Here is an 18,699-nt window from a genome sequence, read left to right as displayed (position 1 = left end):
GCCGATGGCATCCTATCCGAGCTGAAGCTCGACAATCCAAGTTGCAACTCACGAGGCGACGATGACAACCGATTTTGATCCTGCGAGGCTCAAGAGCGCCTGGGCGCGCTACACGGCGAAGGCCACCGAGGCGCATGCTCCCTTCATCAGCTACTTCAACGAGGGCGCCACGACGGCCCAGATCGAGTCGGCCGAGCGAGAGGTCGGTTGCGGGTTTCCTCCGGACCTCCGCCGATTGTTGAGCCTCCACAATGGAAGCGGCGATCATCAGGTCCTGCCTGGATGGGAGCTGTTCTCGGCCGAGCGCATCGCTGAGGAGTGGAAGATCTGGGCCGACCTTTATCGCACGCAGTTCAAGCCCGAGAACTACAGCTGTGACCCGAGCGGGCCGATCAAGGGCGATGAATGGTGGCGCTTGCGCTGGATTCCGTTCTGCGGAGACGGCGGCGGCAACCATCTCTGCGTCGACATGGAGCCGGCCGAGGGCGGCAGGAGCGGCCAGGTCATCACGATGTGGCACGACGATGCCCGCCGCGACCTCATCGCGGGCTCACTGACCGAGTTCATCGAGATCATCGCCGACGACTTCGAGCGAGGCGCGCTGACTTGGGATGACGAGTGGGGCGGGGTGTACGAGTCCAACCAAGCGTGAACACAGATCGTGACATGCGTGTGTTCGGCGCCAGCCCGGCCTATCGCCGCGAGGCGAGCGTCGGACCGGATGACGACCATGATGGATCGGCGGCGCCGCTCTGCAGCGTCGCGCGCCGTTCGGCGACGGCATGGTTGAACAAGTCGAGAACCAGGCCGAATGCAGTCAGGTCCTCCTGTTCGACGGCGCCGTCGTCATAGCCTTTCAGGGTCTCGGCGATGATCCCGTCGATCTCCCGTTGCAAGGTCAGCAGATCCTGCTCGGACGCGGCATTGCGCACCTCCGACACTGCGGCCAGAATGCGGTTGCGGCCGCTGGTGTCGTCGTCCACTTCATCCCGGTTCAGATAGCGGCGCAGCCATTCGGCCGCCGAGCCGATGCCGGACAGAACGAGCAGAGCGAACCAGAAGTAGTCGCTGTACTTGTCCAGGAAGGTCCGTTCCGTGCCGTTGATCACCGCGGCGGCGCCGCGATGCACGGACGGCTCGGTCTCCTTCTCGGTGTCGGGCTTCATGATGTGCGAAGCGCCGGCGAGGCCTTGCGTGATCGTGTCGCGGACCGCGAACAGCTGCCGGAAGAACGCCGCCGCCTTGGCTTCGGACAGTTCCTTCTTGGCCAGGATCAAATGATTGACGCTGATCGTGTCGACCTTGTCCTCCGGCCAGGCCGGCTTCGCGCTGAAGACGCTGCCCGGAATTTCCTCCGCCTCGTAGCGCGGATGCTTCAGGGCAATGGCCTCTGACGTGTCGATCGGAAGAAAAGTGGGAGCGCCGCGAACCCGCGAGGTCGCGGTGATCGCGTCCACCGTGATCTTGCTGTCGAGGGGACCGACCGCGAGATACGCATCGATTGTGGGGTCTTGCGCCAACTTCTCGATCTCGTCCGTCCCGAACTGAGCCGTGGCGACCTTGTCGGGCTGGACGCCGGATCCCTCCAGGATGGCCTTAAGCACAGCCACGTTTGCGCCGGTCCGCCCGATGATGCCGACCTTGTGACCAGCCAGATGGGCGATGTCCGTGATCTTGCCGCCGGCCTTTGGCTTGGAATCGTTGCCGCGACGCCCGGAGGCCGACCACAGCACGACATAGTTCTTGCGCAGGATCGCGAGCGTCTGCGCATCGGGCGGCATGCCGAGGTCGCCGCGGCCGACCGCCAGATCGGTCTTGTCGGCGGCCAGCAAAGCGAGGGATTCAGCCGCTCCCCCGGTCGTGATCGGGGCGAGCCGGACGGTCCGGCTTTCCTCACTGAACGCGTCGGCCATCGCCTGGACCACCTTCTGGTCGTCGCTCCCCGCCGGTCCGACGGCGATCCGGAGCGTCTCGGGCTGCAACACGTAGACCAGACCGGCCGCAGCGGCGCCAAAGGCGAGAAATCCCAGGGCAAGCACGATCAGCAGCCGTCGTTGACGGCGATCGTGAGCACTCCTGACCACATCCGACGATGACATCAGCGAACCCTCGGCGAAAACGCGTGTTGGCTTCCAACGCGCTGGAACTTGGGCGAACCGGTGTCCGTCCGGAATGTTCCGCCGCGTTTCATCGAGTTCGGGACACAGGAGTCCTCTTCGATGGTCGCCGGTCCGAAAAAGAGACCCTCGACGAGAGTCCACCTCTCGGAATCACGGCAAGTGCCGGATCACCAGTGCGACAACGCCCATGAACAGAGCCACAACGAGGACCGCGCTGACCACGACCTTGTGCATTTTATCGCTCATGAAGTGAACGCCAATCCACGACACGAAAAACTCGGGTGTACATCACACATGGAGCCTAGAGGCGGCGGGGGCGGCAAAGATGATCCGAGATCCCTTCGGATTGCGCAGGACTATTTAAACCCAAAGACGTTCCCTGCATATCCGGAGATCGTCCGCGGGAAGTCTTCTGCAATGACCAGCCGCTCCTCGGGACGGTCGGAGGCCGCCAGGGACACCTTCCCGATCGGGGCCAGGCAGCCATGTTCTCCATAGCCGGGGTCGTCACACTTGAACTTGCCGCCCGCGGTTGATGTCCACCGCGCCGGGTGCAGCGACCATGAATCGGGCTGGCCCGGTGCATGATGGCAGCTGAACATGATGATGCGGCCATCCGGCGCATAGTAGGTGCCCTGCGTCGGACAGGCGTGGACGTGACCAAGTGCGTCGGTAGCCGTCTCGGCCGACATGAATGCAAGGACACGGCGCGGTCTCCGGTCGTCGTTCCGGAGGCTCCGGGACGGGCCAAAATCTCCCCTGTCAGGATCAAACGAAGTACGTCTCCAATCGTCTCGAAACGGACGCGGGATTGAAGAGTTCAGGGATATTAAGCGCAACAGCCATTGCGAGGCATTGCTCCATTGAGTCGATTTTCCGTTGCGCTAATTCTCTCGGGTGGCAACACGCCCAGCCGCAACAAGCGGGCTCGGAATCGCAGCGCTTTAATCCGCGAGACGATGCTTGCTCATTCGCAGGGCGATAACCACACCTTCGTCCGACCAATCGAAAGCGATGGTGCCGCCGAGCTGTGACGCCATGCTCCGGTGCGCCATCTTGCTTCCAAACCCTTCGAGCTTCGTTGGAGAGACTACCGGAGGGCCTCCGCGTTCGGTCCACATGACGACAACTTCGTCTTCATGCGCGTTGCATGAGACGTCCAACGTGCCACTTGAAGCGGACAATGCGCCGTATTTGGCGGAATTCGTCGCCAGCTCGTGGATCACGAGGGCTAGCGCCGTGCCCGAGCTCTCCCCCACGTTCATCTTGGGGACTGAAACGCGAATGCGAACACTCGCGCCCTGTTCGTCGTAGGGGGCGAGCAGGACGGAGATGAGGTCGCCGAGAAGCGTGGCGCCGGACTTCTGACCGGGTATTCGACGGACAAGATCCTGAGCGCGGCCGAGAGCGATCAGGCGACTGGTCAGTTCTTGTGCCATCTCTTCCTTCGTTTCGGCCGAGCGGGACGTCATGCGGGTGAGGGCCGTGGCAATGGTCAGAAGGTTCTTGACCCGATGGCTCATCTCACCCGCCAGGAGCTCATTTGCTTCCTCGGCCTGCTTGCGCTGGGTGACATCAAGGAAGATTCCGAACATGACTCGTTCGGCTATGTCAGCATCGTCCCCCTGGCCCCGCGCGGAGATCCAGCGAACATCGCCTGCACATAAGATGCGAAAGTCGATCTCGTAAGCGCCGATGACCGCTCGCGTTGCCGAAAAGGCTGACCTGACCCTTTCGAGATCGGCCGGGTGAATATTCCTGGACAGTATTTCGAAGGTAATTGTCCGTTCTTCCTTGGAAACATCCCAAAGCTCATAGGCCGCCTCGTCCATCGTGATCGCGTCGGTATCGACGTTCCAGGACCACAATGCGACGCCGGCGGCGCGCGTCGCGGCCCGGAGATGCTTTTCGTGCCATATGGGCATGCTCTCGTCTCGAGGAGACACTGGTTTAACTCTTTCGCTGAGTCAGGTAAGGCGCATCCTCACCCGCAGGTGATGGCGCCATGATATGCCGGCGATGGATTGGCTGAGCGCTGGTTCGCTCGCAATCGCTCCAGAAATCCGCAAAGGGCCAGCCGCACTGAAGCTGTCACCGCAAACTCATCCCCCTCGACTGACCATGATGAACGGACCTCAATCCAAGCACTGCTCACCTTCACCGGGGGCAATTGTGAACCGTTGCGAAGCGAGCGTCCTATCAGGTCCTGTGTTCCCCTTGGGCCAGCAATGGAGGCGGAATGCGCGTGGCTTCAGCCCTGGAGCGCTAGTAGCTACCAGGCTACGCCAGTATCAGGCCGATAGCGAGGACTAAAGCGCGGCGCGCCTGGATGGCTCGATAGTGCTGGCTATTGCCGCGTATAAGGCGCATGGTCGTGATCGGCGGTGCCGGTTGAGGCTGCTCTCACAAGACTGCAGGTGCGCATGACCATCCGTTCGCGGCGGGAGACCGTCACATTCAAGCATCCGTTCCATATCCGCGGCATTGCACGCGAGTTGCCGGCAGGCTGCTATGAGGTTGTCACCGACGAGGAGATGATTGATGGACTTTCGTTCGCGGCTTGGCGCCGTGTCGCCACCGTGATCACGGTCCCTTCGAACGGCGTACAGGGCGCGACAGAGATGCGGGCGATCAATTCGGTCGACCTCGCAAATGCTCAACGCGCCGACGTGAGCCGTCGATGACCGACATCCCGGTAGAGCTCGACAAGCACCGCGGCATGGCCGCCCAGAAGGCAACGGATCTTCGCCGTGCGCTAGCCGAGGTCGAGAACAATGTCAGGGAGGCGCGCGAGCGCGAGTCCGATCTCGAAAGCCGCCTGATTACGGTGCCGGCCACCTCCTGGCCGGAGGCCGCGGTGAAGGCGCAATATCTGCTCAATCTTTACGCCGCCAGTTTGCCCCCGGAGGACACGCGGCATCGCGCACTGGTGGCAGCGCTGCTCGACGATTTTCTCCGGCTCTCCGAGGAGGGCTGAGGCCGATAAGGCAATGGAGCACGACGGCGTCGACCGGTGATCGCTTAGGCGGACGCAAGCATGTCCGGATGATCGTCCGGTTTTCGAGGCGTGACGGCGTCAGAGAGAGTGCTCGTGTGGCAACGACCTCTCCGATGCGCTCCATCGCGCCGCTTCCCGCCGCCTAGTGCGGCGTCTGAGCAGCAGCTTCGTCGATGGCCGCCATCACGTCCGGCATTGCGGATTGGTGAATCATATGTCCCACTCCGGCGATGCGGCGCAGTTTGCTCTGCTTGATCTCTCCATGGAGCCTGGCCGATTGTTCATCTGTGTCGATCAGACGGTCCTCTTCACCCGAGATGATGATCGTAGGAATCTCGAGTTCGCGATAGGTCTTCGCAGCCGAGAATGCGCCGGGGATCATCAATGCTGCTTCCGCCGCGCTGGCACGCATCTGCTCCGGCCGCAGGGCCATCTCCCTGGGGAAGCCGGCAAACTTCCTCGGGGCCAATCGCGGGCCAAATAGAGTTTTCAGCATCACAGGCCACATCAAACGACCGAGGATCGGTGAGGCGGTGTAGCTGATGACGTCTCCAAGTCCCGGCATCGCCGGCACCAACGAGGCCGCTACGTCGCGTCGGGCCGTTGGAAAATAGTATCCCGACGCGAGTACGAGGGCTCCAACCGAGGGCGGATGCCGGATCGCAAGGGCGACCGCAACTGACGCTCCCCACGAATGCCCGAGCACGATCGCGCGGTGAACACCCAATTGATCAAGAGCGGCCTTGAACAGATCTGCTTGTGCTTCGGCAGTCCAAACGACGCCCCTTGGGCGGGGACTATGTCCGAAGCCAGGCCGGTCGAACACGATGACCCGGTAGTGGTCAGCTGCGCGATCAATCAGGCCGCTCGACAGGAAATCCTGGATCATGCTGCCGTTGCCGTGAAAGAGAACGAGAGGCCGACCGCTACCGCGTTCGAGATAGTGAAGCTGGACGCCTCCGACCTCGATAAAACGCCCTTGTGGAGGGTTATCGCGCTGCGCCTTTTGCGCACGCCGTCGGTTGATGAGCGCGGTGCCGGCCAAGAGAGTAGCCGCGCCAGCAGCCGTGGTAAGCGCAGGGTGACGCCGGAGCGTGGCCAGACAGGCGGACAGAAGCCCGGGAAGACGCGCATGCGGGAAGGTCATTGGCAGTACCTCGGTGGGTCTGCACGATGCCTCAGGCATTGAGAAATATTGCAGGTGGAGTGAACCGGCGGGCGTCCATTTCGTTCCTCGACCAACGCCGACGCCACTGGAATCGGGCCCAGGCGTTTGAAACCAGAACAGATCGTATCATGCGTGCAGCCAGATACGACAGCGACCTGGCGTCGAGCCCCACGACGGTTCGTGATGGGAATGAGCCGACGAGGACGCGAGCGCCGCTGTCGGCGGGAGTTGCAGTTGATCACCTTGGACATTCGACATACGACGACTTATCGCTTCCACGAGCCGGTAAGCCTTCTTCCTCATCGCCTAATGCTTCGTCCACGCGAGGGCCGGGATGTTCGATTGCTGTCGAGCCGGATTTCGACCGCGCCGGATGCGGTCCTAAGTTGGGCAAGCGACGTGTTCGGGAATGCGGTCACGACGGCCACATTCTCCTTGAACAGCAGCACCTTGGTGATCTCCAATGTTGCAACAGTCGAACTCGCCTTCGCCGAATGGCCGATTTTCGACATCGCAGCCTCGGCAATATCCTACCCCTTTCTCTATTCCGATCATGATTGGGTCGATCTTGGCGCCTTGGCCGTTCCGCAGTCCGCGGACGTCGATGGGACGCTGCGCAACTGGGCACAGATGTTCGTTCGCGGGAGCCAGACCGACACATTGGCGCTGCTCAAGGACCTCAGCGCCGGGGTTTCGGAAGCGGCTCGCTATCAGAGCCGTGAGGAAGAAGGAACCCAGACGCCACTGGAGACCTTGAGCCGTGGCTGGGGTTCATGCCGCGATCTGGCGATGCTGTTTGCCGATGCCGCCCGCGTGTTGGGTTTTGGAGCGAGGGTCGTCTCCGGCTATCTTTACAACCCGACCCGGCAAAATGCCGGCTCCGGCGAAGCAGGGTCAACGCATGCCTGGGCCGAGATCTTCTTGCCGGGAGCGGGCTGGATCATGTTTGACCCAACAAACCGCACCTTGGGCGGGTTTAATTTGGTACCCATCGCGGTGGCGCGCGACATCCGCCAGATTGCGCCCGTGTCGGGCAGCTACATCGGCAGCACCAACGCCTTCGCTGGCATGTCAGTTGAGGTTCTGGTCACCTCATAGCTCGCGATGGAGCAGCACGTCCGTCAAAGCCAAAATTCTTTAGATGGTTGTCGCCGAAGGCGGACGTCTCAACCACCATCCGGTGGTGCCGACTGAGCCGGGCGTGTGCCCGACGGGCAAATCAGTTTCCGGCGTTTGCCCACGTTCGGTTCGGACCGCAAGCATGGAAGGCGTAGCGTGCTGTGTGGCATCAATCGAATTCGCTTTATCGATCAACTTGTTGTCGCGCTCGCGGGCGACGTTCAAAGAAATCATTTTCTTTTTATCAGAAATCATGCATGATGCATCCATCCTGCCTCGATGAGAGGGACGTTGCGCGCGATCGTCACGACACGTGAGGCTGGGATGCGGTGGCCGTGAGACGTCGCAGCGTGCGCTTGCGCATGTGGACGAACGACAGATCACGGACGCGAAGTCGTGTGGTCCTGGCCTCCCGGTGCCGAGGTCAAGTCGCGGCGAGGGCTCATGCTCTCGCGCGGACGACGGGGTCAATCAGCCGGTCCCCGAGGAGAGCGCGAAGGAAGCGTTAAGACCGCCGCGCAGGGAATGCCGGTTGACCGGCTTTGCCTGTGGTACCTGCCGCCTGCATTTTTTTCCGCAGGCGGGCCATGGGTGGGGCCTTCACCCGGCATTCCCTGCGCCCTCTCGATCTCATCGAGGGGCGACCGATCCCAGGACTCGGGCGTGATCCGCCGCGAGGTCGCTCATGCGCGCCGCTGTTTGAAACGTGGATAGACCTTGAACCCTCTCTGTCATCTCCAGGTGCGGATCCTCGCTGTCCGTTCCTCGGAAAATGATGAAGTTTCGGCCATCTGGAACCGGAACCGCGAGCGAGCCCTCGGTGTTGAGCGGGCACCTTGAACACACTGGAGGAGAGAATGATGAGGACCCGTCTTGCCGTTTCGCTGATCGCCACGTCGCTGCTGGCCTCGACCGCCGCGTTCGCCCAGTCCACCACCGTCGAAGGCGCCGCCAATGGCGCGGCCGCAGGTGGTGCCGTCGCCGGTCCGGTCGGCGCGATGGTCGGCGGCACGGTGGGCGCGGCTGTCGGCGCTGCCGTGGAAATTCCGAACGCCGTGATCACCTCGATCGATGCGGAGCGTGCGCCGTCGGTCGTCGTGCGCGAGCGCGTCGTGGTCGGCGAGCCGCTGCCCGACACCGTCGAGCTGCGCCCGGTGCCGCGCTACACCGAGTATCGCTACGCCGTCGTGAACGATCGCCGCGTCATCGTCGATCCGCGCACCCGCCGCGTCATCAAGATCATCGAGTGATCTGACGCGACCCACGCCACGAGGGCCTCGCTGCGACAGCGGCGGGGCCCTTCGCGCATCAGGTGGTTTGCGGACGGAATTGCCGCGCGAGCCAATCCAGCACGGCCGCCAGGCCGAAGCCGATACAGGCGGTCGCCGCATCGACGACGAAATCCTCCAGCCGCGCGTGGCGCCCGGGCGCCAGGAACTGCGCGAGCTCGAGAGCGCCGATCAGGATCACGGCGATGGCGGCGGTTCGCAAACGGTGACTGCTGTAAGCGAGGCCGAAGGCCAGCCCGATCAGGACGAAAGCGAGCGCGTGCTCGCCATCCTGTCCGAGATGCGAATGAGGCCGAGAACTTGGCGGGCCGAGGGTTGCAAAAGCGACGGCTGCGGCAAGCAGCCAGGCAGACCATTTAAAAGCCAGTTTCATGTATCCTGCTTAGCACGTTCCGGGCCACAAGCCGGGCTCACAGCCGCTTGAGGCGTCGGTGTAGTTAACGGCGACAGGCCAGGGCCGTTTCCCAGGACCGGCGCGCCCGTCAGATCGGCTGCCGAACGCCCAGTCCCTGCATGAAGCGCTCGCGGATCTGCGAGGGATCGCGCCGGGTGGCGCCGACGCCGGGCGTGTCGTCGATCCGGGCCCCGATCAGCATCGGGCCGTCCGTGGTCAGTGCGACGTCGACCAGTCTCTCGAAATCCTCCTCGTCGGCGGCCCAGTGGCTGGCGGCAATGCCGCAGCCGGACGCGATGGCCACGATGTCGGCTTGCCGCGCGGGAGTCGGCTGGCCGCCGGTGATCTGGTAGATGCCATTGTCCATGACGATGATGGCCAAATTGTTCGGGGCCAGCGTCGCAATCGTGGTCAGGCAGCCCAGCTGCATCAGCAGCGAGCCATCGCCTTCGAGCGCGAACACGCGGCGTTGCGGCTGCGCCAGCGCGACGCCGAGCGCGATCGGGCAGGCCAGTCCCATGCTGCCGAGCATGTAGAAATTCTGCGGCCGCGACCCCGCCGCCCACAGGTCGAAATTGGTGTTGCCGATGCCGCCGATCACGGCTTCCTCATGCGTCAGCCTGGCCACCAGCCGGCATGTGAGGTCGAAGCGATTCATGATCCCAGTGTTGCGGGTGCGGTCGCTCATGCGAACACCTTTCCGCCGGTCAGCAGCGGCGACAGGATCAGCGCCACCGGCGCCTGGGTGGCGACCGCCTGCTTGATCGAGCGGTCGACGATGAAGTCGAGCTCGTCGAGCCGCGTCATGGTGTGATGCTCGATCGCCAGTGCATCGAGCACCGGGCGCATCGTCCGGCACACCAGCGACTGGCCGACATTGAACTCGCCGAGCGTGCCGCGCTCGGAGACGATCATGATCAGCGGGATCTGGCAGGGCACGACCAGCGAGGCGAGCGCGTTCGGCAGGGTCGCGAAGCCGGAGGTCTGCATCAAGAGCGCGCCGCGCCGTCCGCCCATCCAGGCCCCGGCGAGAATGCCGACCGCTTCCTCTTCGCGCGCGGTGGCGAAGGTCGTGAAAGAGGAGTCGTCGTGCAGGCCCTGGATCAGCGGCGTGAGGACGCGGTCGGGAACATAGGGGACGAGGCTGACCTCGTTGCGCTTGAGCGCGGTCAGCACGATCTCGTGCCAGTTCGGAGCGGATGCTGATCGTGCCGCGCCGGCATCGGCCGCCATGGTTCGTCCTCCCATGCGCCGGGCTTGCGCGGCGTCGGCCCGAGCTTGACGCGGCGCGGACGATTGTCAACATGCCGCGCCGGCCGGTCAGGCATCCGCCGTTCGAGGCCGCAATCAAGAGCAACAACCAGGAGGTCGCCTGTCCATGGCCGCGAATTCGAAGCGCGTCTTCTACGTCAAATATCTCGCGCACCCGATCTTCAGCGAGCTGCTCGCCGCGCGTCCCGACGTCCGCCTCGACCGGCTGGAGAACGACAGCGCCGAGGCCGAGACGGCGCCGATCCTCGCTGCGGCGCATGCCTACCAGATCGGCGCCGCCCGCGACGAGCTCGCCGCGCGTTTCCACGTCGATGCCGATCTGCTGCGCCGTGCCCCGAACCTGCTGATCGTGTCGAGCAATGGCGCCGGCTACGATCCGGTCGATGTCGAGGCCTGCACGGCGGCCGGCGTGCTGGTGGTGAACCAGTCCGGCGGCAATGCGCACTCGGTCGCCGAGCACACGCTCGGCATGATGCTGACCCTGTCAAAGCGCATCATCCAGTCCGACCGCAGGCTGCGGCGCGAGCGCGACGTCAACCGCAACGACCTGATCGGCAACGAGGTGCAGGGCCGCACGGTGGGCATCGTCGGCCTCGGCAATGTCGGCCGGCGGGTGGCCGAGCTGTGCGGCGGCCTGCTCGGCATGACGGTGCTGGCCTACGATCCGTACCTCTCGGCCGAGGAGATCGCCGCGCGCGGGGCGGAGAAGGTGGAGCTGCACGAGCTGATGCGGCGCTCGGACTTCGTCTCGATCAACTGCCCGCTGACCCGGGAGAGCCGCGGCATGATCGGCGCAGCCGAGTTCGCGCTGATGCAGCCGAGCGCCTATTTCGTCACCACGGCCCGCGGCTTCATCCATGACGAGGACGCGCTGCTCGCGGCCTTGACCGAACAGCGCATCGCCGGGGCCGGGCTCGACGTCTGGTCCAAGGAGCCGCCGCCGCCGGACCATCCGCTGCTGCAGCTCGACAACGTGCTGGCGAGCCCGCACACCGCCGGCGTCACCCGCGAGGCGCGGCAGAACATGGGGCGGATCGCCGCCGAGCAGCTGCTCGCCGCGCTCGATGGCAGCCGCCCGCCGCGGCTGATCAACCCGGAGGCGTGGCCGCGCTACAGCGCAAGGTTCCGCGAGGCGTTCGGAGTGACGCCGGAGTAGGCGAGAGGGGCGGAAGAGGCGGAGAAGATTTCATGCGTCGCAGGCCGCGGCGCAGCAATGAATCTTCTCTCCGGAACGGCTGCGGCGAAGCGGACATTGCTATTTCCGCCGCCGTCTCGACAGCCGGCCGGCCGGCCCTCATTTTTCCAGGAGCGCCATGAGCTTAAGCCTGATCTTTCGCTCGGCGCCGAAGGGAAACAGGTCCAATGCGCCGGCTGAACGCGATCCTGAAGTCTGCTCCTGGCCGCGTGCGGCGCGCGGTCTCCAGGTTTGTCGCCATCGCCGCCGCGAGCCTGCCCTCGGCCGGCGCCTGAGCCGGTTCCGTCAGCCGCATCAATTATTTGCGTCGGCTGCTTGATATCGGTCAACAGCGAGCGCCCAAGCGCGGTAACATCACCTTCGAGCACTGCTTCAGGATGCAGGGAGGTTGCATGTCGCGCTATGTCATCCATTTCATGAAGGACGTGCTGGGCGAGAACGGCCGCCAGTGCGAAATCTGCCAGAGCACGCTGGAGGTTGAGGCGGAGAGCGAAGGCGAGGCGGCAGAAATCGCCAAACAGGAGTTCTGCAAGACGCAGAACCTGCGCGACTGGTCGCTGCACGCCGACCGCATGGAAGTGAAGGCGGCGGATTTTCCGTCCTGATGGCGAGCTTCAGCGGCCGAGGGCCGCGGGCGCCTCGGTCGCGCCCGGGCCGAGGGAGCGCTGGACCATCACGGTGTCCGACCATCGGCCGTAGCGGAAGGCGACGCCGGGCAGCAGGCCGACCCGGGCAAAGCCGAACCGCTCGTGGATGCCGAGCGAAGGGGCATTGTCGGCGTCGATATAGCCGATCATCTGCCGATAGCCCGCGGCCGCGCAGGCATCGATCAGCGCCTGCATCAGCAGCCGGCCGACGCCGCGGCCGAGATGCTCGTGATGGACGTAGATCGAATGCTTGACCGCGAAACGATAGGCGGGCCGCTTCCTGAACTGCACCACATAGGCATAGCCGACGACCTCGGCGCGGAACGTCGCCACCAGATGCGGCAGGCGCTGACTGCGCAAATTCTTGCGCCGCTGCTTGAGATCGTCGGGCTCCGGCGCGCCGGTGCCGGCCGCACTGTCCTCGATGCCTCGGCGGACGTGGCGCCGGTAGATCGCAAGCATGGCCTCGACGTCCTCGTCGCGTGACGGCCGGACCAGCACCGGCGGTTCGGTCTCGAGCACGGAGGTGGTGTCGTCCATGGGCGAATTACTCTGCGCAGACATAGGTGTAGAGCCTGATCCGGCCAGATTCGTCGATCTCCTTGTACAATCCCTGAATCTCGACGTCGAAACCGGGGAAGGTGTTGAAGGCGCGCTCGAACATCTTGAGGTAATCGATCATCGGCTTGGCGCGCTCCGACAGCCGCTCGCCCGGGACGATGGTCGCGATGCCCGGCGGGTAGACCACGAACGGCGTCGTGGCGATGCGCTCGGTGATCTCCTCGATCGGCAGGTAGTCGACCTCGTTGCGCATCAGGGCGCGGGCCGCCTCGCGCGGCGACATCGCGATCTCCGGCAGATGCTGCGGCTGGAACTGCCTGGCCTGCAGCGCGCTCACCTCCGCCTCGCGGTAGAAGCGGTGCATCTCGCCGCAGAGGTCGCGCAGCCGGGTCTTGCCGTAGCGCTGAAAGCGCTTGCGGGTGAACTCGGGGATGGCGTCCTCGAGCAGCACGTTGTCGTCGTGCAGCCGCTTGAAGGCGACGAGACCGCTGATGAGCGTGCCGGCCTTGCTCGCCTCGACCCCCGGCGTCAGCAGGAAGAGCAGCGAGTTGAGGTCGTTCTTCTCGGCGACGATCCGGTTCTCGCGCAGATATTGCGCCACCACGGGGGCGGGGATGCCGTGCTCGGCATAACCGCCGGTGGCGCGGTCGAAGCCGGGGGTCAGCAGGGTCAGCTTGTTCGGGTCGGTCATGGCGAAGCCGGGCGCGAGATCCGGAAAGCCGTGCCAGGCCTCGCCGGGTGCGAGCTGCCAGAGCGCGGCGTCGGTCGCGAGCTGGTCGGTCGAGATCGCCTCCCAGGCGACGTCGTGGCGGCCGCCGGGGCTCGCGGCATCGGGGATCGAGACACGGTCGGGGACGAACGGCTCGAAGAACCAGCGCCGCGCCGGATCCTTCTCCTTCTCCTCGAATTCCCGCCGCATCGCCCTGATCTTCTTGCGCAATTCGATGCCGAGCCGGATCGTGTCGTCCCACAGCACCTCGCCGGAGCGGCCCTTCATCATCTGCGCGCCGACGTCGAGCGAGGCGAACAGCGGATAGAACGGCGAGGTCGAGGCGTGCTGCATGAAGCTTTCGTTGAAGCGGCGATGCTCGACGCGACGGCGCTGGCCCTTGATGTGGCGGTCCTTGATGTGGATCTGCGAGGCCTGCGAGAAGCTCGCGAGCTGCTTGTGGGTCGACTGCGTGGCGATGATGCCGGGCGCATCGGGGCCCAGCTCGGACAGGCCCATCGCGAAGCGGCCGGCATAGAGCGGGTGGAACTTCATGAAGCCGGCCCAGGCCTCGTCGAACATGATGTACTCGCAGAGGTGCCCGATGCGCTTGAGGATCATCTCGGCGCTGTGGATGGTGCCGTCATAGGTGCACTGTTCGACCACGGCGACCCGGAACGGCCGCTCCTTGCGCCAGGCGTCGGGGTCCTTGACGAGCGGATTGTTGCGGATCTGCTGCCGCAGATGCTCCTCGTCGAGCAGGTCCCAGCGCATCGGCCCGATCAGGCCCCAGGCGTTGCGGACGGTCGGGACGTAGACCGGCACGCCTCCCGCGATCAGCAGCGCGCCGTGGTGGGCGGCCTTGTGGTTGTTGCGGTCGAACAGCACGAGATCGCCGTCGGTGACCAGCGCGCCGAGCACGACCTTGTTGGAGGTCGAGGTGCCGTTGAGGACGAAATAGGTCTTCTCGGCGCCAAAGATCTGCGCCGCCTCCTTCTGCGCCCGCAGCGCCGGTCCCTCATGGGTGAGGAGGTCGCCGAGGTCGAGCACGGAATTGTCGAGGTCGTCACGGAACACCGCTTCGCCGAGATGCTCGACGAAGATCCGCCCGATCGGGCTGCGGCTGTAGAACACGCCGCCATTATGCCCGGGGCAGGTCCAGAGCTGGTTGCCTTCCTCGGCATAGTCGACCAGCGTGCCGAAGAACGGCGTCTTCAAGGTCTCGGCATATTGCTTGAGCCGGCTGATCAGATTCTTGGCGATGAACGCCGGCGTCTCCTCCGAGAGGAAGACGTAGCCGTCGATGAAGTCGAGCACCTCGACCGGGAGATCCTCGAAGCGCTTGCGGCGAATCAAAAGGATGATCGGGAAGTCCAGGCCTCGCCGCCGCATCAGGTTGATCAGCGACGCAGTCTTGCCCTCCAGCCCCTTCTTGCCCCAGTCCACCACCATGCAGCCGATCGCCGCATCGGTCTGCACCGCGATCTCGGCGTCCTCCAGCTTGCGGGCGCGGACGACCTCGAAGCCCGAGCGCTGGATCTCCTCGATGATCTGGTTGAAGCGGACGCCGGCGAGGTCGTCGGTCTCGAACACAGGCGCGGCGAACAGGAAGGTGAAGCGGCGGAAATAATCCATGGGCATCTTTCGGCTGGGTGGGGCAGAAACCTGTCGGATGGTTCGATGACAGTTGGATGACAGCGCAAAGCCGCCCGGAGGGAGGCGGTCGTCCGGCTGCTGGTTCCGCAGAAGCTGCCGGCACGCTTGTCTTGGCGCTGCGCCGGTGGCAATCGTCCGCGACCAGGAACGCCGAAAGGACCCATCTTGCTCCCCGACTGGATCAGCGCCGAATGCCCAGCGCCCTCCCACTCGCATCGCGAGGCAGCCCTGGCGCGCCAGGCGCAACTGACCAAGCCGCTCGGCGCGCTCGGGCGGCTGGAGGAGGTCGCGGTCGAGTTGGCGGCGCTGCAGGCCTCCGAGCGTCCGGCGGCGGAGCGGGTTCCGGTGGTGCTTTTTGCCGGGGACCATGGCATCGCCGCCCAGGGGGTCTCGGCCTATCCGCCGGAAGTGACGGTGCAGATGCTGCACAACTTCGCCGGCGGGGGCGCGGCGATCTCGGTGCTGGCGCGCAGTTTGGGCTGTCCGCTGGAGGTGGTCGATGTCGGAACGCTCGCCGTCGACGCGGTGCGTGGGGTTTCCGTCGACAAGCCACGGCGCGGCACTCGTGACTTCAGCGCGGAGCAGGCGCTGACGCCGGAGGAGGTCGCCTTCGCCTGCGAGGCCGGACGGCGGGCCGTCGCTCGGCAGGCCGACCACGCGCCCGATCTCGTGATCTTCGGCGAGATGGGCATCGGCAATACGACATCGGCCGCAGCGATTGCAGCAGCGCTGCTGTCCTGCGCGCCGCACGACATCGTCGGCAGCGGCACGGGGCTCGATGCTGACGGGCGAGCCAGGAAAGCCGCGGTGATTTCCGCAGCCCTGGCGCGGCATGGCTCGATGCCGAATGCGGCCGTGGCCGATGTCCTGGCCGCCGTCGGGGGCCTCGAAATCATCGCGATGGCCGGCGCGATGATCGCGGCCGCGCAGCGGCGCTGGCCGGTGCTGGTTGACGGCTTCATCGTCTCGGTCGCGGCGCTCGCAGCGGTCAGACTCAATCCGTCGTGCCGGCCCTGGCTGCTGTTCTCGCATCGCTCCGCGGAGCGCGGCCACGCGGTCGTCCTCGACGCGCTCGGCGCCCGCCCGCTGATCGACCTCGATCTCAGGCTCGGCGAAGCCTCGGGTGCTGCCACGGCGCTGCCGATCATCCGGCTCGCCTGCGCGCTCCACAACGGCATGGCCACGTTCGCGGAGGCCGCCGTGTCCGGTCGCGACGCCTGATGCGGATCGATCTGCTGCGGCACGGGACCACGGGGCGAGACGGCCATCTTGATGGCCGCACCGATCCGCCGCTGAGCGAGGCGGGCTGGGATCAATTCCGGCGGCAGACCCAAAGCGGGGAATGGAGCCGCGTCGTGAGCTCGCCGTTGGTGCGCGCGCGTGCTGCGGCTGAGGATTATGCCCGACGGACCGGCTGCGCGCTGCACGTCGATCCGGATTGGAGCGAGCTCGATTTCGGGCAATGGGATGGACGCAAGCGCAGCGACATTATGAGCGCACCGGAAGAGGCTGCATTGCTCGAGGCCTTCTATGCTGACCCGATGGTGGCGGCACCGGATGGGGAGAGCTGGGCCGATCTGCAAGCGCGGGTGTCGCGCGCGGTCGACCGCATTCTCGCGACGCCCGAACCTGCGCCGGTCCTCGTCGTCACGCATGGCGGGGCGATCCGCGCCGCGCTGGCGCACCTGCTCGGATGGCCCTTGCACCAACTGTGGAGCCTGCGCATTCATCCTGGCACCCGTCTCACCCTGGAAGCCGGGCAGGGCGCGAATGGCGCGCCATGGGCCGAAATCGTCGAGATCATCCAGCCATGAGCTTGCGTGAATTCTGGATCGCCCTGCAGTTTCTGACGCGTCTGCCGACACCACGCGTGGCCGACTCTCGGCCCGATGATCTCGCGCGAGCGTCGCTGTGGTTTCCAGCCGTCGGCCTCGTGATCGGCGCCTGTCTCGCGATTCTCGCTCGGGTCTTTCAGAGCGCCGATCCCTGGATCGTCGCTCTCGCCGTCCTCGTGGCCTGGATCTGGATCACCGGCGCGCTGCATCTCGACGGGCTCGGCGATGTCGCTGATGCGTTCGGCGCATCGCATGGCAAGCCCGAGCGCTTCGTCGCGGTGCTCGGCGATCCCCATGCCGGCAGCTTCGCCGTCGTTGCGATCGCGCTGCAGATCGCCGCGAAGCTGGTGCTGATCGCCGAATTGGCGACCGGGCCGACGGCCTGGGCGCTCCTGCTCGTTCCGGCCTGGGCGCGCCTGGGGACGCTGGTCTGCACCAAGACGCTGCTGTCGTTGAAGCCAGGGATGGGCGCGAGCGTTACGAACGGCGTCGGCTGGAATGTCATCGTGATCTGGGGCGGCGTGCTCGCGGTCGCCGCACTCGCCGGAGCGCCGCCGACGCTCTTGGCCATCGCATTGATCCCGGCGATCGCGTTTTATTGGCAATGGCGGCTCGGCGGCATCACCGGCGACTGCCACGGCGCCAGCATCGAAGTGACGGAAACGCTGCTGCTCGCAGCCTGCGTGCTCGGCTAGCGCTTAAGCGCCTGTTCGAGCCGCTGCCACTGGGCTTCGTCGCAGGGCAGGCCGAAGCGCAGCCAGTTCGGATGCGCCGGGAAGCGCCGGACGTGGATGCCACGGCGCGCAAGCCGCTCGGCGATATCAGGCGCATCATCCGCGGCGACGAGCCGGAACAGTGGCGTGCCGCCGATCGCGCTACAGCCGGCTTTGGACAGAAGCGCGTCGAGGCGCGCGCAATCCTTGGCCAGCCGCGCGCGGGTCTGTTGCAGCCAGGCGTCGTCGGACAGTGCGGCCGTTCCGATGGCGAGCGCGGGCCCCGAGACCGCCCACGGTCCGAGGTCGTCGCGAATATGCTGGATCACGTCGTCGGAGCCGAGCGCGAAACCGAGGCGCACACCGCCAAGGCCATAGACCTTGCCGAACGAACGCAACACGATCGTGGCTGGCGGCAGATCGGCGGTGAGGCTTGCGTCAGCGGGATAAAGGTCGATGAAGGCTTCGTCGACGATCAGCAGGCCGTCATGTCGGCGCAAGGTCGACGCCAGTCGGACGAGCGCATCGCGCTGATACAGACGGCCGGTCGGATTGTTGGGATTGACCACGACCGCCACGTCGGCATCGGCGAGTGCCGCGATGTCATCGACGAGGTCGACCCGATGACCGCAGCGGCGCCAGCATCGCGCGTGCTCCTCATAGGTTGGCGCGAGCACGGCGACGGTCGAGCGCGGGCGCAGCCGCGGCAGGATCTGCAGCAGGGCCTGCGTGCCCGGCGCGGCCGCGATCATCTCGGACTGCGGGACGCCGTAGCGCGCCGCGGCCGCCGCGCGCAGCGCGCGTTCCTCGTCCTTGCCCGGCAGGCGCGACCAGCTTGCGGCGGAAAGTTCGGGCACAGAGTAGGGGATCGGGTTGATGCCGGTCGACAGATCGATCCACGGACGCGGCGCATCGGGGTAGCGGCGGCTGACCGCATCGAGATCGCCGCCGTGAACGATCGCTTCCGGCGCCTCGAAACGCGTGCTAGTCGCTCTCTGGTCCATATCTGTCCTTCAGCGGAGA

Annotated in this window: 21 protein-coding genes; 10 read left to right on the top strand and 11 right to left on the bottom strand. The window is 65.3% G+C overall.

Annotated elements, in window-relative coordinates; all coding sequences use genetic code 11:
- Window positions 1-61: 61 nt before the first annotated feature.
- Window positions 62-652, top strand: coding sequence for an SMI1/KNR4 family protein (locus ACQR1Y_RS22965; protein ID WP_434878310.1), 591 nt, complete (start codon window positions 62-64; stop codon window positions 650-652).
- Between the two features lie 40 nt (window positions 653-692).
- On the opposite strand, the gene ACQR1Y_RS22960 is transcribed toward ACQR1Y_RS22965, so the two are convergent.
- From ACQR1Y_RS22960 to ACQR1Y_RS22950, 3 genes are all read right to left on the bottom strand, one after another.
- The gene (locus ACQR1Y_RS22960) at window positions 693-2,099 is read right to left on the bottom strand and encodes an ABC transporter substrate-binding protein (protein WP_434878309.1); all 1,407 of its coding nucleotides are present in this window, start codon (window positions 2,097-2,099) and stop codon (window positions 693-695) included.
- 377 nt (window positions 2,100-2,476) lie between these two features.
- The gene (locus ACQR1Y_RS22955; RefSeq protein ID WP_434878308.1) at window positions 2,477-2,812 is read right to left on the bottom strand and encodes a hypothetical protein; all 336 of its coding nucleotides are present in this window, start codon (window positions 2,810-2,812) and stop codon (window positions 2,477-2,479) included.
- A gap of 252 nt (window positions 2,813-3,064) precedes the next feature.
- Window positions 3,065-4,045, bottom strand: a complete 981-nt coding sequence (locus ACQR1Y_RS22950; RefSeq protein WP_434878307.1) for a sensor histidine kinase — start codon at window positions 4,043-4,045, stop codon at window positions 3,065-3,067.
- Between the two features lie 498 nt (window positions 4,046-4,543).
- Here ACQR1Y_RS22950 and ACQR1Y_RS22945 point away from each other — a divergent pair, with 498 nt between their 5' ends.
- Together ACQR1Y_RS22945 and ACQR1Y_RS22940 are read left to right on the top strand one after the other, a co-directional pair.
- Window positions 4,544-4,804: a hypothetical protein gene (locus ACQR1Y_RS22945; protein WP_434878306.1), complete on the top strand. Its 261-nt coding sequence runs from the start codon at window positions 4,544-4,546 to the stop codon at window positions 4,802-4,804.
- Entirely contained in the window at window positions 4,801-5,097 is a 297-nt protein-coding gene (locus ACQR1Y_RS22940; protein WP_434878305.1) for a hypothetical protein, read from the top strand. The genes ACQR1Y_RS22945 and ACQR1Y_RS22940 overlap by 4 nt, the downstream gene beginning before the upstream one ends.
- A gap of 163 nt (window positions 5,098-5,260) precedes the next feature.
- On the opposite strand, the gene ACQR1Y_RS22935 is transcribed toward ACQR1Y_RS22940, so the two are convergent.
- Window positions 5,261-6,265: an alpha/beta fold hydrolase gene (locus ACQR1Y_RS22935; RefSeq protein ID WP_434878304.1), complete on the bottom strand. Its 1,005-nt coding sequence runs from the start codon at window positions 6,263-6,265 to the stop codon at window positions 5,261-5,263.
- 255 nt (window positions 6,266-6,520) lie between these two features.
- On the opposite strand from ACQR1Y_RS22935, the gene ACQR1Y_RS22930 reads away from it, so the two are divergent.
- Window positions 6,521-7,384, top strand: a complete 864-nt coding sequence (locus tag ACQR1Y_RS22930) for a transglutaminase family protein (protein ID WP_434878303.1) — start codon at window positions 6,521-6,523, stop codon at window positions 7,382-7,384.
- 39 nt (window positions 7,385-7,423) lie between these two features.
- Here ACQR1Y_RS22930 and ACQR1Y_RS22925 read toward each other — a convergent pair whose 3' ends face one another.
- A complete protein-coding gene (locus tag ACQR1Y_RS22925; RefSeq protein ID WP_434878302.1) occupies window positions 7,424-7,660 on the bottom strand; it encodes a hypothetical protein in 237 nt (78 codons plus the stop codon).
- A gap of 605 nt (window positions 7,661-8,265) precedes the next feature.
- On the opposite strand from ACQR1Y_RS22925, the gene ACQR1Y_RS22920 reads away from it, so the two are divergent.
- Complete coding sequence (locus tag ACQR1Y_RS22920) at window positions 8,266-8,655, top strand: DUF1236 domain-containing protein (RefSeq protein WP_015665892.1); 390 nt, start codon at window positions 8,266-8,268, stop codon at window positions 8,653-8,655.
- Window positions 8,656-8,713: 58 nt separating this feature from the next.
- On the opposite strand, the gene ACQR1Y_RS22915 is transcribed toward ACQR1Y_RS22920, so the two are convergent.
- The 3 genes from ACQR1Y_RS22915 to ACQR1Y_RS22905 all read right to left on the bottom strand — a co-directional run bounded on the left by ACQR1Y_RS22915 (window position 8,714) and on the right by ACQR1Y_RS22905 (window position 10,321).
- The gene (locus tag ACQR1Y_RS22915) at window positions 8,714-9,067 is read right to left on the bottom strand and encodes a VanZ family protein (RefSeq protein ID WP_434861930.1); all 354 of its coding nucleotides are present in this window, start codon (window positions 9,065-9,067) and stop codon (window positions 8,714-8,716) included.
- 109 nt (window positions 9,068-9,176) lie between these two features.
- Window positions 9,177-9,776 (bottom strand): thiamine pyrophosphate-dependent enzyme, encoded by a 600-nt coding sequence (locus ACQR1Y_RS22910; RefSeq protein WP_434878301.1) that lies wholly within the window; start codon window positions 9,774-9,776, stop codon window positions 9,177-9,179.
- Window positions 9,773-10,321: a thiamine pyrophosphate-binding protein gene (locus tag ACQR1Y_RS22905; protein WP_434878300.1), complete on the bottom strand. Its 549-nt coding sequence runs from the start codon at window positions 10,319-10,321 to the stop codon at window positions 9,773-9,775. Before ACQR1Y_RS22905 ends, ACQR1Y_RS22910 begins: the two co-directional genes overlap by 4 nt.
- Before the next feature lie 145 nt (window positions 10,322-10,466).
- On the opposite strand from ACQR1Y_RS22905, the gene ACQR1Y_RS22900 reads away from it, so the two are divergent.
- Together ACQR1Y_RS22900 and ACQR1Y_RS22895 are read left to right on the top strand one after the other, a co-directional pair.
- Complete coding sequence (locus ACQR1Y_RS22900) at window positions 10,467-11,516, top strand: hydroxyacid dehydrogenase (protein WP_434878299.1); 1,050 nt, start codon at window positions 10,467-10,469, stop codon at window positions 11,514-11,516.
- 431 nt (window positions 11,517-11,947) lie between these two features.
- Entirely contained in the window at window positions 11,948-12,160 is a 213-nt protein-coding gene (locus ACQR1Y_RS22895) for a hypothetical protein (protein WP_434861933.1), read from the top strand.
- Window positions 12,161-12,169: 9 nt separating this feature from the next.
- Here ACQR1Y_RS22895 and ACQR1Y_RS22890 read toward each other — a convergent pair whose 3' ends face one another.
- Both ACQR1Y_RS22890 and ACQR1Y_RS22885 read right to left on the bottom strand, forming a co-directional pair.
- A complete protein-coding gene (locus tag ACQR1Y_RS22890) occupies window positions 12,170-12,742 on the bottom strand; it encodes a GNAT family N-acetyltransferase (RefSeq protein ID WP_434878298.1) in 573 nt (190 codons plus the stop codon).
- Window positions 12,743-12,749: 7 nt separating this feature from the next.
- Window positions 12,750-15,107, bottom strand: a complete 2,358-nt coding sequence (locus ACQR1Y_RS22885) for an Orn/Lys/Arg decarboxylase N-terminal domain-containing protein (protein ID WP_434878297.1) — start codon at window positions 15,105-15,107, stop codon at window positions 12,750-12,752.
- A 186-nt stretch (window positions 15,108-15,293) separates the two neighbouring features.
- On the opposite strand from ACQR1Y_RS22885, the gene cobT reads away from it, so the two are divergent.
- The 3 genes from cobT to cobS are packed head-to-tail and all read left to right on the top strand — an operon-like array spanning window position 15,294 to window position 17,658.
- On the top strand, window positions 15,294-16,349 hold the full coding sequence (cobT, locus tag ACQR1Y_RS22880) for a nicotinate-nucleotide--dimethylbenzimidazole phosphoribosyltransferase (RefSeq protein WP_434878296.1): 1,056 nt from the start codon (window positions 15,294-15,296) through the stop codon (window positions 16,347-16,349).
- Window positions 16,349-16,942 carry a histidine phosphatase family protein gene (locus ACQR1Y_RS22875; protein ID WP_434878295.1) on the top strand — a complete coding sequence of 198 codons (594 nt, stop codon included), beginning with the start codon at window positions 16,349-16,351 and terminating at the stop codon, window positions 16,940-16,942. Before cobT ends, ACQR1Y_RS22875 begins: the two co-directional genes overlap by 1 nt.
- Window positions 16,939-17,658, top strand: coding sequence for an adenosylcobinamide-GDP ribazoletransferase (gene cobS, locus ACQR1Y_RS22870; protein WP_434878294.1), 720 nt, complete (start codon window positions 16,939-16,941; stop codon window positions 17,656-17,658). The genes ACQR1Y_RS22875 and cobS overlap by 4 nt, the downstream gene beginning before the upstream one ends.
- Here the strand turns inward: cobS and cobD are convergent.
- Window positions 17,655-18,680, bottom strand: a complete 1,026-nt coding sequence (cobD, locus tag ACQR1Y_RS22865; RefSeq protein ID WP_434878293.1) for a threonine-phosphate decarboxylase CobD — start codon at window positions 18,678-18,680, stop codon at window positions 17,655-17,657. The genes cobS and cobD overlap by 4 nt on opposite strands.
- Between the last annotated feature and the right edge of the window lie 19 nt (window positions 18,681-18,699).

This window comes from Bradyrhizobium sp. HKCCYLRH3099 (assembly GCF_051167855.1).
Lineage (GTDB): Bacteria > Pseudomonadota > Alphaproteobacteria > Rhizobiales > Xanthobacteraceae > Bradyrhizobium.
This window is presented reverse-complemented; position numbering and strand designations above follow the sequence as displayed.